This window comes from Dyadobacter sp. 676 (assembly GCF_040448675.1).
Taxonomy (GTDB): domain Bacteria; phylum Bacteroidota; class Bacteroidia; order Cytophagales; family Spirosomataceae; genus Dyadobacter.
Map to the genome: position 1 here is coordinate 6,315,013 of NZ_CP159289.1, position 13,834 is coordinate 6,328,846.

Sequence of the window (13,834 nt, forward strand, 5' to 3'; positions counted from 1 at the left end):
TGAGCCGCCGTGGAACGGGGAATGAGTGAATTGCGAATGAGCCACCGTGGAACGGGGAGTGAGGTCAGGTGTTGTCAGGTATTGCCTTTGCCAGGGTCATTCCCAACTTTGAGCCCTTAACTCTGAACTTTAAACTTTAAACTTTAAACTCTGAATTCAACTCCCGAACGCTCGACTTTATCCGCTTCCGTCCAGCAGGTCTTCGGTGCGGTCTATGCCGAGGCTCATAAAGACGCCTATGAAATAGAAACGGGGGGGCGGGGAGAGTGACAGGGGTCTTGAACTGGCCGTTGTAGGCGTAGTGGTACCCGAATATTTGTTTAGTTCCGAGCAAGTTGTTGGCCCCGAATGCGAATCCCGAATAGTCTTTGAATTTCGATTTTTTGAAAAAGGTCATCATTTTCGACACGTGCAGGTTAAGCACATTATAAGGGCGGGTGGTACCGGAATCGTAAACGCGGGTGCCTGCTTCACCGCCCGGGCGGATGTCATAATACGGCCGGCCGGCGGCATAGGAGTACGAAACATTGACATTGGTGCTGATTCCCTGGAAAAAGCGTTTGACTGCGACCGTGAACGTGTGCGGACTCGTGAATGAAGGCCTGATCCTTTGCGGATAATCCAGGTAGTCGCGCTTCGTGTCGAGGTAGGTGTAAGTCAGCCAGTAATCCAGGTTGCGCACGGTCTTTTTTGTCGCGCCAGAAAAGCTCCAGTCCCTTCGCATAGCCGTCGCCTCCCATCGAGGTTTCGGGAAATGTCCGCACGAGGTCCCTGTATTTCTTGTAATAAACCTCCGTCCTGAAAAACCGGTTGTTAGCCTTTTTGGAATAATTCAGCACATAATGCTCCGATTGCGAAAACCCTAAGTGCCGATTTTGGAAAAGGTACCTGTTTTCGGGTTTTTGGTAAAAAATACCATAGGCCAGATTCAGCTGACTGCCGGCACCGAGGCGGTATCCCAGGCTCGCCCGCGGGGCTATCACCGCTTTGCGCAGAAGGGTCGAATACTCGCCCCGTAACCCCGGCCGGAATGCAACGTGCTCGCCGATGTGCAAGTCGCTCTCGATAAAAATAGCCGATAGCTGGTCGCGGAGAGACTTTTTTGTCGCCATTGTAGTTCTGAATGTCGTGGAAATAAAAAGTTTCGCCGCCGAAACGCAACGCCTGGTTGCGGTCGAAGCCGCGGGTGAGCACCGCCCGCGCCTGCGCGAAATGCGACCGGACGGTTATATCGCTGTTTTTAGCTGAAAATGGTGCGCGGGGAATGGCTATGGGCTCGTTGTCTCCGGTCAGAAGGCGGTTGAGGATACTGTTTTTGTCAAGAGTATAGGCAAGGCCCGCGTCCAAGCGCCAGTTTGCCCCTAAATCCGTCCGGTAGCTGGTGGTCCCGTAAAAGTTGGGGTTTTTCAACCTGAAATCGGAGCGGAGCGACGCGCTGTCGACATCGGCATTGCGCATTCCGATATTGCTTTCGGCGTAGGCGGCGTATGCTTTCAGCATTCCCGTTTTTCCGGTTTTGAGGCGAATGTTGGCATTGGCGCTGGTATATTCCGGGCCCCGGTAGTAGTCGGGGCGCTGCCGCACGACTTTGTTGTATAACCTCTGATTGCTGTAAGCGAGCCCGCCGCCGTAACTGCTCCGGCCCGACCTGGACAAATGCTGGAAGCCCGCTCCGAGGTTCGACGGAAATACGCTGAAATTGGCGGAGCTCTTTTCCGGCAGATCGATGCTTTCCAGGATCAGCGCGCTGCTCATGGCCTGCCCGTACAATGCCGAATAACCACCGGTGTTGAACAGTACGCCTTTAAAAAGAAACAGATTAACGCGTGCCGGCTGCATAATGCCCGGCACAGAAGCATAGTTGGGGTTCTTCATCAGCGTACCGTCCACGAACATCTTCGTTTCGTCGTTGGTACCACCACGTACAAACAGCCCCTCGCGCTCGCCTACCTGCTGTGCACCCGGGAGCGCCCGCAACGCATTGGAAATGTCGCCGCCATTGCCGGCCACGGTATACGCGTCGATAGGCGTGAGCGAAGCGCCCTTGGCCTTGTCGCTGGCCTCGAAACTGCCGGCGCTGACGGTGACTACCTCGAGGGTATTGGCAGCGTCATCGAGGACAATGGAGAGTGTAAGCGAACTGTCGGTGAGCGTTATCGTTTGCTGGTGCGTTTTGAAGCCGACCGACGAGACCAGGAGCGTCTGGGTACCACGCCGGGTTGTCGTGAATTCAAATTTGCCCAGCGAGTCGGCCACGGTGCCTGTGCGTGAGCCTTTGAAGCGGATATGGGCACCGGGAATGGCTTCGCCGAGCGGGCCGGTCACTTCGCCGTTGATGCGCGTCTGCGCCCCGGCTGTGAGGGCCAACACCAGGCCGGTCGCCGTTACGATGAGTTTGGTTGTAAATGCATTGGAAATCATGCCTTTGTTTGTTTTTTTGACCAAAGCTATATGATGTACCAATGCGTTTCAGGGCGAGTAGACGAGCCGGTCAATGCCCGCGACGAAGCGGTGAAATCCTGCGACGACTATTCGCCGGAGATATTTAGGATTTTGCGAAGATTGTCTTTATAATGCTCGCTGACGGGAATTTCGGTAGTGCCGATCATGACAAAGTCACGCTTCACGGCCGTAATTTTTTGAGCGGCCACCAGGTATGATTTGTGGGTACGGACGAATCCCGGCTCCGGCAGCTTTTCCTCCAATGCTTTGAAAGTCATGCGGGTAATAACAGGCTTCGGTGCCGAAGAGAGGTAGATTTTTACATAATCCTTTAATCCCTCGACCCAGGCGACATCGGCGGCCATTATTTTAACCAATGAATATTCGACATTCACGAAAAAATCGGGTAATGCCTTCGGCGGATTGGAATCCGGCGTTTTCTGTTTGAGTTGAAACAGTTCGTAGGCACGGTTGCAGGCTTTCAGAAAGCGCTCCATACTCACGGGTTTGAGCAGATAATCGACTACATTCAGCTCGAAACCTTCCAATGCATATTTGTCATAGGCCGTAACGAGGATCACCAGGGGAGGGTCGGGGAGGCTTTTCAGGAACTGCAGACCGCTGAGCCGCGGCATTTGGATATCGAGAAAGAGGAGGTCGATAGGCTCATTTTGTAATATTTCAATGGCTTCCATCGCATTGCGCGCCGTTTTGACCAGGGTGAGGTAGGGCACCTGCCGGATATTATCGATCAGGAGGTCGAGCACGAGTTTTTCATCATCAACGGCCAGACATCGCATCATAATAAGTTCAGATTCAGGGTTATTGTAAAAATATTATTGCGATCGTCGATAACCAGGCTGTGTTTGTCGGGGTAGATAAGTTTCAGCCTTGTACGTACATTTTCCAAGCCTATACCCGAGTGGTCGTCCTTCGCGGCGTCGGGATGGGAATCGTAGGGATTTTCAACCCTGAGCGCGAGAAGCCCGCCGGCTACCTTGAGATCGATTGAAACATAAGGTTCGTCGAGCCAGGAGGCACCATGCTTGAAGGCATTTTCCACAAAAGGGATCAGCACCATCGGTTCAATGGGCAAACCGTCGGCGTCTGTTTGAATAGCCAGCTCGATGCGCATAGCGTCCGAAAAACGCAGCTTTTGCAGTTCAATGTAACTTTTGAGATAATCCGTTTCCTGTTGCAGGGTTACCTGCGTCGCCTGGGTGTCGTACGTCATGTACCGCATGAGGTCGGCCAGGCGGATGAGCGCCCCTTCGAGCCGGTCGGACTTCTGCCTTGCCAGTGCGACCATGTTCGTCAGCACGTTGAAAAGAAAATGCGGGTTAACTTGCGACCGCAGCAATTTCAGTTCGGCGGCCACTTGTTGCGCTTCGTATTCTTTCCGTGCACGTTCTTTGCGTATTCCGTCGGTGATTCGTCGGTAGGCAATGCTCGCCGCGAAAACAAATATGGAAGGACCAAACACCAGCCCGCCCGAATTTTTCAGCATTATTTCGGGAAATAACCGGACAATGAGCTGGTATTTAACGGCGAACGAAGCCGCGATCAACGCGGCCGCGCAGGGCACATACAGCCACCAGCGCCTGCTATTGGCCAATTCGGGATAGAGATAAAATGCATTGAAATAAAAAATGGCCGCATGGATTATTCCCGCCATCACAAAAAACGCAGCCGGCAGGCCACCGATCTTGTACCCTTCACCGGCCGACGACACCAGATAAGGCAGGAGCAGAATAGTGGCCCATATGCCGATATGGACTGCAACCTCCCGTTTCTGCCGCGTGTTTAAAGATGCCATCTGAGCGTAAATCCAAATTTGCAGGAAATTGTCTGCTAATAAAAGAAATGGGCAGCTATATAAAAAACCAGGCGGAGAGAAGCTCCCCGCCTGATTCATTAATTCAAACGATATATCAGCAGTGCGTTCGGTGCCGTAATTATCGGTTGATAAGCACTTTACGGTTGACCACCCCGCCGTTTTTATGCGTGATCGTGAGGATGTACATGCCCACCGGCAGATTTTTTACATCGATGCTCTTGGACGCGGTGTTACCCGATTTGTAAACCGAAAGCCCTGTCATGCTATGCATTTCCACCGATTTAACCTGGTTCCAATCCGTGCTTTTCAGGTTCAGAACGTCTGAAACCGGGTTGGGGTAAAATTCAGATTTCAGGGCGTCTTCGCCGTAGCGGACATTGATGATCTTGCTGTATGCGAAGGTTTTGTCCGTGTCGACCATTTTCAGGCGGTAGAAGTTGTCGCCCTGGCCCGGATTCTTGTCCACAAATGTGTAGTTCACCACGGTATAGCTTTCGCCATGCGACTTTTCGGTGCCGATCGTTCTCCATTTTTTGCCGTCGGCGCTGCGCTGGACTTCGAAATGGTCGCTGTTCATTTCCTCGGCGGTGCGCCATTTCAGGGAAACTGTGTTCTCCACTTTTTCACCTGAAAAATCAATTAATGTTACCGGGAGCGAGCAGTCTTTGTAAGCGGTGAGCGTGTCCGTGCAATTGTTAAGCGTCGCCACAATGGTCGCAGTTTGCTTGCTCGGTACGCCCACAACGGTGTTCCCATTGACAGTTCCCTTGTCGGTGGTAATCACGGCCCCCGGAGTAGCTGTAAAGAAAACGGTATAAGTTTGCGGATCGGTCGAATAATCGCACTGGTACTCGGCACCGGTCAATGCGATTGTCGGTTTTGCATTGACAGTAACGGTCGCCGTCTGTCCGGAAACCGGCGTCGAAGCGCCGCCTGCTCCGCTCACCTGAGTGAGTGTGTAAACGAATGATCCCGTGGCGGCTGTCGGCACATTCACGGTTGCCGAGGTGTTGGAGCCGGTCGTGGTGACCTGCTGGTCGGGGCCGCCATTGATCTGGTACGTGAATGTGAACGGGGCTACGCCATTCACGGCCGTAAAGGTAATCACCGGCTCGGTTTCGTTTTCGCAGGCGTCGGTGCTGCCGGAGATGGTCGCCGAGAGGTTGTTGCTGACGGTTATCGTGGCGGTCTGGGACGGAGACGGCGTAAGTGTACAGCCCTGCGCGTCCGTTACCGTCACCAGCTCATACGTGAACGTGCCGATGGCAGCCGTCGATTGGCTCACGGTAGCCGTGGTGTTGACCCCGGTTGTGCTCACGGTCTGGTTCGATCCGTTGTTGACCTTGTAAGTAAATATGTAAGGCAAAGTACCGCCGGTAGCGCCGAAAGTAACCAAGGGAGCCGGTGCGCCCTGATCGACCGTCGCGCTTCCGGTCAAGGTGGAACCGGTAATCTGGTTCACTGTGAGCACGGCGGATGCCGAAGTACTATCGTTACAAGGATTTGAAACGATACAACGGTATTCGGCGAGGTTGTCGGTGGCGGGGACATTGGTCAGCGTCAGTGTCGGATCGTCGGCGGTGGGGTTTTCAGCGGTAGTGATGTCCGCAAATGAGCCGCCTGATGGTTTTTTCTGCCATTGATAAGTCGCGCCCGATTGCGAGGTGGCGACGGTAAACGAAGCGCTTGCACCTGCGCAGATGGTTTGCGCGTCGGGCTCGTCCGTGATAGGCGGCGCCGGGGTAGGGGTTACGGTTACAGTGAACGAACACGTTGGCGCCGTGCCGATCCCGTTGGAAGCCGTTACGAGCACCGTTGTCGTGCCCGCGGGAAATGCGTACGGGAACGTAATCGGATTTCCGTCGACGGTATAGGTAATGGTCGCGGCCGGACATGCGTCGGCGGTTGCTGCGAACGTCTGTGTGGACGTACAGGTACCCGCGTCGGGTGAGAAAGTCTGGTTACCCGGGCAGAAAGTGATCACCGGCGTGGAGACAACCGGGGTAATGGTCGGGTTGTTCGTGCCCGGGGTGTTCGGATCGTCGGTCAGCACACTGGCGAAGTTGCTGCCGCTGACGGTACCCTGGGTGGAGAGCTGGCAAACAGACGCCGGGATATTGTTATTGATCGTAACCCGGAATTTGATGGTCGTATTCTTGCCGGCGGGCAAGGTGAAACCGCTGCCGGTTCCGTTGACGGTCACAGTCTCTCCGGCTTGCGCGGCTTCTGTTCTGGCTGGGTTTGGTGCTGTTGCCGCCGCGGTTTCGGAAACTGCTTCCTTTTCCGGTCCGGACGACGGAATCGTCGTCGCTGCTTTGGGCGCTTCCTGTACGGGCGCTTCCATGGCAGCGATGTTTTCCAGCGAAGGTTCTTCTATAATGCCTTCGCGCAAGGTGCCGACATTGGGAACCGCGCAAGTCTGTCCGAACAGATAAGGATTGGCCGAGCCGCTCTGAACGGCACTGCCGGCAGGGGTATTTCCGCCGTTGTTCCACACATCCACAATAGTGCCGCCGGTTCCCTGCACCAGTATCGTCGTGGTGGAAGTACCCGATCGGGTGCGGTAGGCAGTAATGGCGGCAGGCTTGCTAACAGTGTTGCTGGTGACATTGGTACAGAGTTTGGAATTGTTGCCTATTGCGCCGGTTGTCACCATATCCATACCGAAGTAAATATCTCCCGAACCGGAGTCCGTCACCGTAATATTGTTGTTTTTGACATTCATATTGCTCTGTGCGCCGGAAGTGGAGGTCGTCGTCACCGCAATACCGGGAGAGTCCACGCTGGTGAGCGTATTGTTCTGGATCAGGAAAGTACCCCTCGCACCGACACCCTCGGCGGAGTGCACGATTGCCGAAACGCCCGAAGAGCCGGTTTTGTTAATCAGCGTGTTGCCGGTTACATTGCCCTCGAGGTATCCGTTCTGATAGGCGAACATGTTGAGGCCGATACCTCCGAAAAAATTACCGGTATTGCTCAGGATGTTAAACTTCAGGGTGGACGACCCAGCGGCTGCCATGTCAAAAACCCGCCCGACGCCATTGCCGACATCGACGCTGGAATTTTTGATATCCGCCTGCATTTGCGCATTTTCGTTAGCGCCCACATACACACCCACGGTGGAGTTTCTCAAGAACTTGGAATTGTTCTGTACCTTAAGTTTCATATCCGAAGTGCCGTACCCGAAAAATTGAAGCCCTGAGTTGCTTGCATCCTGAAATGTAGAGTTGTCGACCGTCAGCAGTGCCATATTGGTGTTGGTATTGCTGAAATATGCCGCCCGGCCGCCCGGATCGGTGAAGGTGGAGTTTACGATGGAGTTGGTACCGCCCGTGTTGATCGCGTAGATACAACCCTCCTCGCTCGTTTGCCCCGACGAGCCGATTGACCCGTTGGTGAAATTGAAATTGCTGCTGTTTCTCAGGTTGATTCCCTCTTGCGCCACTGTTCCGCTGATTGCTATGCGGTCCATGGTCAGGCCGTTTACATTGAAAGCATGTACGGCAGCATTGGCATTGGAGTTGTCCTGGTTGGTGGGCGTGATCCCGTCGACAGTGTTGGCGTTCGACAGGTTAATATTTTTGAGCGTGATATTCGTTGCATTGAGCAATTCGATACCACGTTGCGCGATATTCTGGATGGTTCCACCGGAACCAGGCGTCGTTCCAGCTCCTGTTACCTGAAATGTTCCGGTCGTGTTCGACAGGATCATTCCCTTGTTGCCGCCGTTGGCGTTTACGGCATTCAACGTAACCGCCAGGGCGATTCCGCCCCCAGTGCCGGCGACATCCAGCGCAGGTAGGCCCGAGGCGGTGAGCGTACCCGAGGAAATAGTCAGGTTTCCGCTGCCGGACGTAATTTTGACCGGACTGACACCGGAGCCAATACTGGAAGACACCTCGTCGAACGAAGCGGCCAGGACTTTGCCGGAGAGATTGAGTGCCGTTCCGGTGCCCGTCAGGCTGATATGGCTCGTCGTCAATGTTCCGGCGCCTGTCCCCGCGATTTTCGCACCGGCGCTGTTTCCGATGTTGATTCCGCGAATGGTGGCGGTACCCGTTGCATTGAGGACATCGCCCGAGCTACTGGTAAGGACCGGTCTTGCGCCGCCCGTCGCAGGCAGCAGGTTGGTGCCGCTCGGCGCGGGAAAGCCGGTGAGCGCAAGCAGCGATTCCGCAGCGCCTTGCCCGAAAAGTTTCTGATTATTGCGCAAGGTAATGTTGCCGTTGTAGTTCCCGCTGTACAAGAAAATGACATGTCCGTCCTTGGGCCGGTTGACTCCTCCATCGTTAATATTCTGGAATGCGGTCATCGTGTTGAACGGGCTGGCAAGTGTACCGTTTCCGCCACCGGGTGCGCTGGTATTGATGAACCATATCGCATTGTTGGCACCGTTTCCGATGGTGATCGAAACGGTAGCGGTAGAAGTCATGCCGGAGCCGTTCTGGATATCGTAAGTAAACGTGTCGGTTCCGATATAGCCGGCCGCCGGCTGGTATGTAAATGCGCCCGTCGCAGCTGCGATGGTTACCGCTCCGCCGTTGGCGGTTGTGAAATTGGAAGCGCTGCTCACGCTAAGCGCCGTGCCGGCCGGACTGACGTCGTTGGCCAGTAACCCCTGGCCGGCGGGAATGTCGATCGTGACGTTGCCAATCGTGGAATAACTGTCGTTTTGGGCGATCGGGCTGGCTTTGACGGAACCTGCCACCAGTGTCGTATTGACGTCGATGGTTTCGGTAAAAGTGGTGCCGTTGGCCGGATCAGGGCCGCTGTTGGTAATTACCACGGTGTATTCCAGTTCGTCACCGGCAGACGCACCGGCAGGACCGGTATTATTGGTGATCGCGTAGGTATTGGTAGCACTGATACCGGGTGCGAGAAGTGCCTTCGTACCCGTTTTTTTTGCGTACGGGCAAAGGGGACCCTCTCCTGCTTTTTTCTATCGGACGGATTTTCCTTTTTCGCCAGCCACTTCACTTGCGGGGCGGCGGCGTCATCAGAAATTTTGCTGACTATTTCAGCGCCGGACGCCAGCAGGACAATCCCCGTCAGGTATACGTAGAAATTTCTCATGGTTTCAGTTTGATGGGAAAAGATTGAGTCATAGGATTTTTGAGGATAATTGATCCGGCACGGGCCGGCTTACGAGAAAACTGCTTCATAGCGCGCACCATTGGAATCCGGTGCGATCGGCACAAGAAAAATGTCCATGTATTTGCCGATGGGATGTACAACCCGGTAAATCCCCTGGGCGATGGCCCGGTTCTCGCCGGTAGTCTGAAACTCCACCGAAAATGCGCCCCGTTCCAGAGGGGTGTAGCTATTCAATTCCGTTACTTTCAGAATGGTCGACGGCAGCGAAAAATCCCGGGCAAACTGAATAGTTACCGGTTGCCCCACGTACGGCAGAAAATCTGCTGCGGCTATCTGGCTTAAATCGTATGCTTCCATTCCATTAAATGATAAACTCCATTGGTTTCACTGATTGTTTTAAATCCAAGGCGGGTATACAGATTTTTGGCGGGATTGAAAGTTTCCACATGAATGCTGAGTGGCCGCCGAAGTTCGGCGGCCTTGTTCATGAGGTCTTTGAAAATACCCTGGCCTAGTCCCTGGTTCCGGTATTCCGGCAGGATACTGATGTCGATAATCCGGATACCCTTGCCCTGGAAATTTTCGTGGAGGTAAAGCCTCCCGATGGTTTTCTTCCCGGACTCGATTACCCAGAAATCGGCGCCGGCGTAGTTTTTCTGATAGTATTCATGCTGCGCATTGAACTGGCTTGAAACGAATTCCTTTTTCATTAAATCCGTCCAGTGAGGTACCCGTTCCAGTTCCTTTTCCCGTGTGCTGGAATAAATTTCCAAAAGGGCGGGGAGGTCTCGGGAGGTAACAGGCCTGAGCGTAAGAGTGGTATTGGTAAGCGTGAATTTCATTGATTTTCAGAAAACATCGGCAATTTCGATTCCGGTTTGTCAGCCGCGCGGCGGGAACACCCCTTGCAACGCGATGCAAAAATAGACCGTCAGGTATGGCATCATATTGTTGTGCGGCAGGCTTCCGCCGGCCGGCGCGATCTGGTTTGGCGCCATTTGCGTATTGGGCGCTCCGGAGGCGTATACTTTGCCTTGTGTCGACGCGGCCAGCGAGTAGCCGCCAGGGGTTTTCAGGTCGGCTGGTTCCGCCACGGCCCGGATCTGATGGTTGTGAAAGGGAATTTCGCTGTTGATCAACGACACTGTTTCAGAACCGCCCGCTTCGCCCAGGTCGTGAAGCGAAAGGCCGGGCCCTTGCCCCGGGTGCATAGGAGCGGACCCCTGTAAATCCGGCAATGCAAAGGTGGATTTGCCATTGCCTCCGTAGGTTGTGCCGAGAAGTGAAAACAATGCGGTGTTTTGCGAAAGCGGCAAAATCTGCCCATCGCACCAGGCCCAGCCTTTGGGCGCAAAATTGAACGGGAATATTCTTATTTCTGCTACGAAAGGATCCATGATAGTCGATTGAGGTTTAACGGTTCGGGTTTCATTTACGGACTAGGTCTGAGACGGGTAGATCCCGAATAGCGAAATGATGAAATTGATACAGAGATAAGGCTGAAAATTGGTGTGAGGCTGGCTTCCGCCGTTTCCGGATACGCTATTGGTGGCCATCAGCGCCGACGGCGGATCGGAGAAAAAGACGTTGGTGGTAGTGGAAACGCCCAGTATCGCATTGGCCGGACTCGGGACGTCGGCAAGGTTGTTGGACGCCACGAAACCGTGCGAGTGGCTGGGAATTTGCTGGACCGTCAGGGTTACTTCCTCTACACCGCCGGTTTCTGCCAGTATATAATTGCCGCCCCCGCCTGTTCCCTGGTGAATGGGAATACGCCCCCCGGAGGTCCGGAAGTGCAAAAGTGCTTTGTCCGTCCCCGCCGTAAGTAGTGCCGATCAGGTTAAAAAGCGTGTCGTTCTCGGATATGGGGAGCAGTTGTCCCTCGCAGAACATCCACCCCGCGGGGGCGAAATTCCCTGCAAACATCCTGATTTCTCCCACGTATGGTTGTGCCATATTGATTAATATTTCAGGTTAAAAAAGAATAGAAAACGGGCCGGACGGCTAGTTCGCGCTTGGAAAAATCCCTTGCAATGCAATGCAGAAGCTGAGGGTAAGGAACGGCTGCATGTTTATGTGGGGCTGGCTTCCTCCGACATTCGCCACTGTCGCCGGATTGAGCGTCACCAGATTGCTGTTGCTGCTCGTGTAGAGGAAGTTAGGCTGCGTGTTGGAAAAGTAGTTGCTCGTCGGGTTATTGCTGTTCGTAACCGATGTATTATCTATGGCTGAAACGAAGTGAGTGTGCAACGGTAACTCCTGAATATTAAGGGTGTGCGCCGCTTCGCCGGCACGTTGCCCCAGGGTGTGGCCGTTGCCTACATGAATGGGCGTTCTTCCCCTGAAATCGGGCAATGCAAAATTGGATCTGCCATCGCCGCCGAAGGTTGTGCCAAGCAGAGAAAACAATGCCTGGTTTTGACCAATGGGTAAAAGCTGTCCATTGGTGAATGCCCAGCCCTTGGGAGGGAAGTTGAAACTGACCATTCGGATTTCTGCTAGAAATGGTTCTGCCATAGAAGAAATAGTTTAGATTGATGGATGGATTATTACAGATCGGCAAATAGCAGCCGGAGCCGCCCCATGCCGGGTAAGTAGCGGAAAATCAGCTTTGCGGAGAAAGCGGCCCGTGCGTCACGAATGCGAGACCAGGAAAGTGAGTGTAGAGCGGCAGAATAAAAAGCGTAGAAGTTCTTTTCATGTTCGGAGGTGCGTTTAGGTTAGGTTTTTGTAAAATTAGTACTTCAATATTAGCGATATATCATCATTTATATGAGATATATTACGATTTAAATGAAAGAAATTACTAAACGGTAATAGTTATTCTACGTATAGCGCTATTCAGCGATACACTGATTTTCTAGTAATAGGTTGGTACTGAATATAGTGGGACGGGTTTAGCTGGGAAAAAAAAGTTATTAAGGGAAGAGCCGCGCAGAACCGGCGGCCATTAGCCCCGCGACTCATTTTTTTGTGAGATATTCAAATACCGCATGTTAAGAATGAGGGCCGTGTGCCTTTATTGGCTGATCACACTTTCCTAATCCCGGTATTTATGAGTCCACGCAGGCTACTTTTTCCCGCAATTCTTGCATGTTCGCTCACGATTGCACGCGCCCAGCACTATGTGGTAAGCGAAAACAAACATTTCCTGCTTAAAGACGGCAAACCGTTTTGCTGGCTCGGCGACACCGCCTGGGAGCTTTTTCACCGCCTCAGCCGTCCCGATGCCGATTATTATCTCCAAAAAAGGGCCGAACAGGGCTTTACGGTAATCCAGGCGGTGGTCCTCGCCGAGTTCGACGGCTTGGAGGTACCGAATGCGTATGGCGAAAAACCGCTGATCGGCAACGATCCCGCCCGGCCGAACGAACGCTATTTCACACACGTAGACTATATTATCGACAAAGCGGCATCCTACGGGCTCACGATTGCGCTACTGCCCACATGGGGCGACAAGGTTTTTAAAAACACCTGGGGTAAAGGCCCGGAAATATTCAACGAAAGCAATGCCGGGACCTACGGTAAATGGCTCGGCAACCGCTATAAATCGAGGCCGAACCTGATATGGGTGCTGGGAGGCGATCGCCAGCCGCGGAAAGACAGCCGGGACGTCGAAATATGGCGGGCAATGGCGGACGGTATCGCCGAAGGGGTTGGCGGCCACGACAAGGCGCTGATAACCTATCACCCGCAGCCCAACAGAGAAGGTTCCAGCGAGTGGTTCCACAGCGACGAGTGGTTCGATTTCAATATGTTCCAGACCGGCCATTGCCGCGATACACCTGTTTACGAATACATTCAGCGGGCTTATAATCGTATGCCTGCCAAGCCGGTTATCGACGGGGAGCCCATTTACGAGGATCATCCGGTTTGTTTCAACTCAAAGGAAAACGGCACGTCCAGCGCATACGACGTCCGAAAGTCGGCCTATCTCGATCTTCTCGCCGGGGCATTCGGGCATACATACGGCTGTCATGACATCTGGCAAATGTATGCGCCGGACCGGGAAGCCGTGAATGGCCCGCACGTATTCTGGCAGCAAGCCCTCGACCTTCCGGGGGCCCTGGAAATGAAGTATGTCCGCAGGCTCATCGAATCCCGCCCTATGATAGACCGCGTTCCCGACCAGTCGGTGGTTGCCGAAAACGCGTTGCCCGCCGCCGACCGCGTGCAGGCCGCGCGCGGCAAGGATTACCTCTTCATTTATACGGCCTCGGGGAAACCGTTTTCGGTGAATCCCGGAAAAATTTCGGGCACCAGCCTCGATGCGTTCTGGTACGACCCCCGTACAGGGAAAGTCAGGGATGCGGGGAAGTTCGATAACAAATCGGTAAACCGGTTTATTCCGCCTACTTCGGGTTACGGGCACGACTGGGTGCTTGTCGTGGATGACGAGGCGAAACGTTACCCCAGGCCGTGACCGTCATTATTTTGGGCTATTGCAGTAATTCATGTTTA

At 53.7% G+C, this 13,834-nt stretch carries 12 protein-coding genes and 1 pseudogene; 1 reads left to right on the forward strand and 12 read right to left on the reverse strand.

Translation table 11 applies throughout. From position 1 onward, the window contains the following. Positions 1-136: 136 nt before the first annotated feature. From ABV298_RS27685 to ABV298_RS27740, 12 genes and pseudogenes are all read right to left on the reverse strand, one after another. Positions 137-682: a hypothetical protein gene (locus ABV298_RS27685; RefSeq protein WP_353719375.1), complete on the reverse strand. Its 546-nt coding sequence runs from the start codon at positions 680-682 to the stop codon at positions 137-139. A 131-nt stretch (positions 683-813) separates the two neighbouring features. Continuing rightward, the gene (locus ABV298_RS27690) at positions 814-2,421 is read right to left on the reverse strand and encodes a TonB-dependent receptor (RefSeq protein WP_353719376.1); all 1,608 of its coding nucleotides are present in this window, start codon (positions 2,419-2,421) and stop codon (positions 814-816) included. Positions 2,422-2,528: 107 nt separating this feature from the next. Further along, on the reverse strand, positions 2,529-3,245 hold the full coding sequence (locus ABV298_RS27695; RefSeq protein ID WP_353719377.1) for a LytTR family DNA-binding domain-containing protein: 717 nt from the start codon (positions 3,243-3,245) through the stop codon (positions 2,529-2,531). Continuing rightward, positions 3,242-4,258 (reverse strand): histidine kinase, encoded by a 1,017-nt coding sequence (locus ABV298_RS27700; protein WP_353719378.1) that lies wholly within the window; start codon positions 4,256-4,258, stop codon positions 3,242-3,244. The genes ABV298_RS27695 and ABV298_RS27700 overlap by 4 nt, the downstream gene beginning before the upstream one ends. A gap of 139 nt (positions 4,259-4,397) precedes the next feature. Then, the gene (locus tag ABV298_RS27705) at positions 4,398-9,065 is read right to left on the reverse strand and encodes an Ig-like domain-containing protein (RefSeq protein ID WP_353719379.1); all 4,668 of its coding nucleotides are present in this window, start codon (positions 9,063-9,065) and stop codon (positions 4,398-4,400) included. After that, positions 9,059-9,352 (reverse strand): hypothetical protein, encoded by a 294-nt coding sequence (locus ABV298_RS27710; protein WP_353719380.1) that lies wholly within the window; start codon positions 9,350-9,352, stop codon positions 9,059-9,061. The genes ABV298_RS27705 and ABV298_RS27710 overlap by 7 nt, the downstream gene beginning before the upstream one ends. Before the next feature lie 69 nt (positions 9,353-9,421). Then, on the reverse strand, positions 9,422-9,730 hold the full coding sequence (locus ABV298_RS27715; protein ID WP_353719381.1) for a hypothetical protein: 309 nt from the start codon (positions 9,728-9,730) through the stop codon (positions 9,422-9,424). Next, positions 9,712-10,215: a GNAT family N-acetyltransferase gene (locus tag ABV298_RS27720; protein ID WP_353719382.1), complete on the reverse strand. Its 504-nt coding sequence runs from the start codon at positions 10,213-10,215 to the stop codon at positions 9,712-9,714. Before ABV298_RS27720 ends, ABV298_RS27715 begins: the two co-directional genes overlap by 19 nt. Positions 10,216-10,254: 39 nt before the next feature. Continuing rightward, positions 10,255-10,770: a tail fiber protein gene (locus ABV298_RS27725; RefSeq protein ID WP_353719383.1), complete on the reverse strand. Its 516-nt coding sequence runs from the start codon at positions 10,768-10,770 to the stop codon at positions 10,255-10,257. Between the two features lie 42 nt (positions 10,771-10,812). After that, complete coding sequence (locus ABV298_RS27730) at positions 10,813-11,172, reverse strand: phage tail protein (RefSeq protein ID WP_353723284.1); 360 nt, start codon at positions 11,170-11,172, stop codon at positions 10,813-10,815. A gap of 34 nt (positions 11,173-11,206) precedes the next feature. After that, positions 11,207-11,329 (reverse strand): annotated as a pseudogene (locus ABV298_RS27735) (tail fiber protein); the annotation flags it as partial. A 48-nt stretch (positions 11,330-11,377) separates the two neighbouring features. Next, positions 11,378-11,890 (reverse strand): tail fiber protein, encoded by a 513-nt coding sequence (locus tag ABV298_RS27740; protein WP_353719384.1) that lies wholly within the window; start codon positions 11,888-11,890, stop codon positions 11,378-11,380. 538 nt (positions 11,891-12,428) lie between these two features. On the opposite strand from ABV298_RS27740, the gene ABV298_RS27745 reads away from it, so the two are divergent. Beyond that, positions 12,429-13,796 (forward strand): glycoside hydrolase family 140 protein, encoded by a 1,368-nt coding sequence (locus tag ABV298_RS27745; protein WP_353719385.1) that lies wholly within the window; start codon positions 12,429-12,431, stop codon positions 13,794-13,796. Positions 13,797-13,834: the final 38 nt, after the last annotated feature.

Coding starts and splice junctions, on each gene's coding strand:
- ABV298_RS27690 (WP_353719376.1), bottom strand. CDS start 2,421: ATGATTTCCAATGCATTTACAACCAAACTCATCGTAACGGCGACCGGC.
- ABV298_RS27695 (WP_353719377.1), bottom strand. CDS start 3,245: ATGATGCGATGTCTGGCCGTTGATGATGAAAAACTCGTGCTCGACCTC.
- ABV298_RS27700 (WP_353719378.1), bottom strand. CDS start 4,258: ATGGCATCTTTAAACACGCGGCAGAAACGGGAGGTTGCAGTCCATATC.
- ABV298_RS27710 (WP_353719380.1), bottom strand. CDS start 9,352: ATGAGAAATTTCTACGTATACCTGACGGGGATTGTCCTGCTGGCGTCC.
- ABV298_RS27715 (WP_353719381.1), bottom strand. CDS start 9,730: ATGGAAGCATACGATTTAAGCCAGATAGCCGCAGCAGATTTTCTGCCG.
- ABV298_RS27720 (WP_353719382.1), bottom strand. CDS start 10,215: ATGAAATTCACGCTTACCAATACCACTCTTACGCTCAGGCCTGTTACC.
- ABV298_RS27725 (WP_353719383.1), bottom strand. CDS start 10,770: ATGGATCCTTTCGTAGCAGAAATAAGAATATTCCCGTTCAATTTTGCG.
- ABV298_RS27740 (WP_353719384.1), bottom strand. CDS start 11,890: ATGGCAGAACCATTTCTAGCAGAAATCCGAATGGTCAGTTTCAACTTC.
- ABV298_RS27745 (WP_353719385.1), top strand. CDS start 12,429: ATGAGTCCACGCAGGCTACTTTTTCCCGCAATTCTTGCATGTTCGCTC.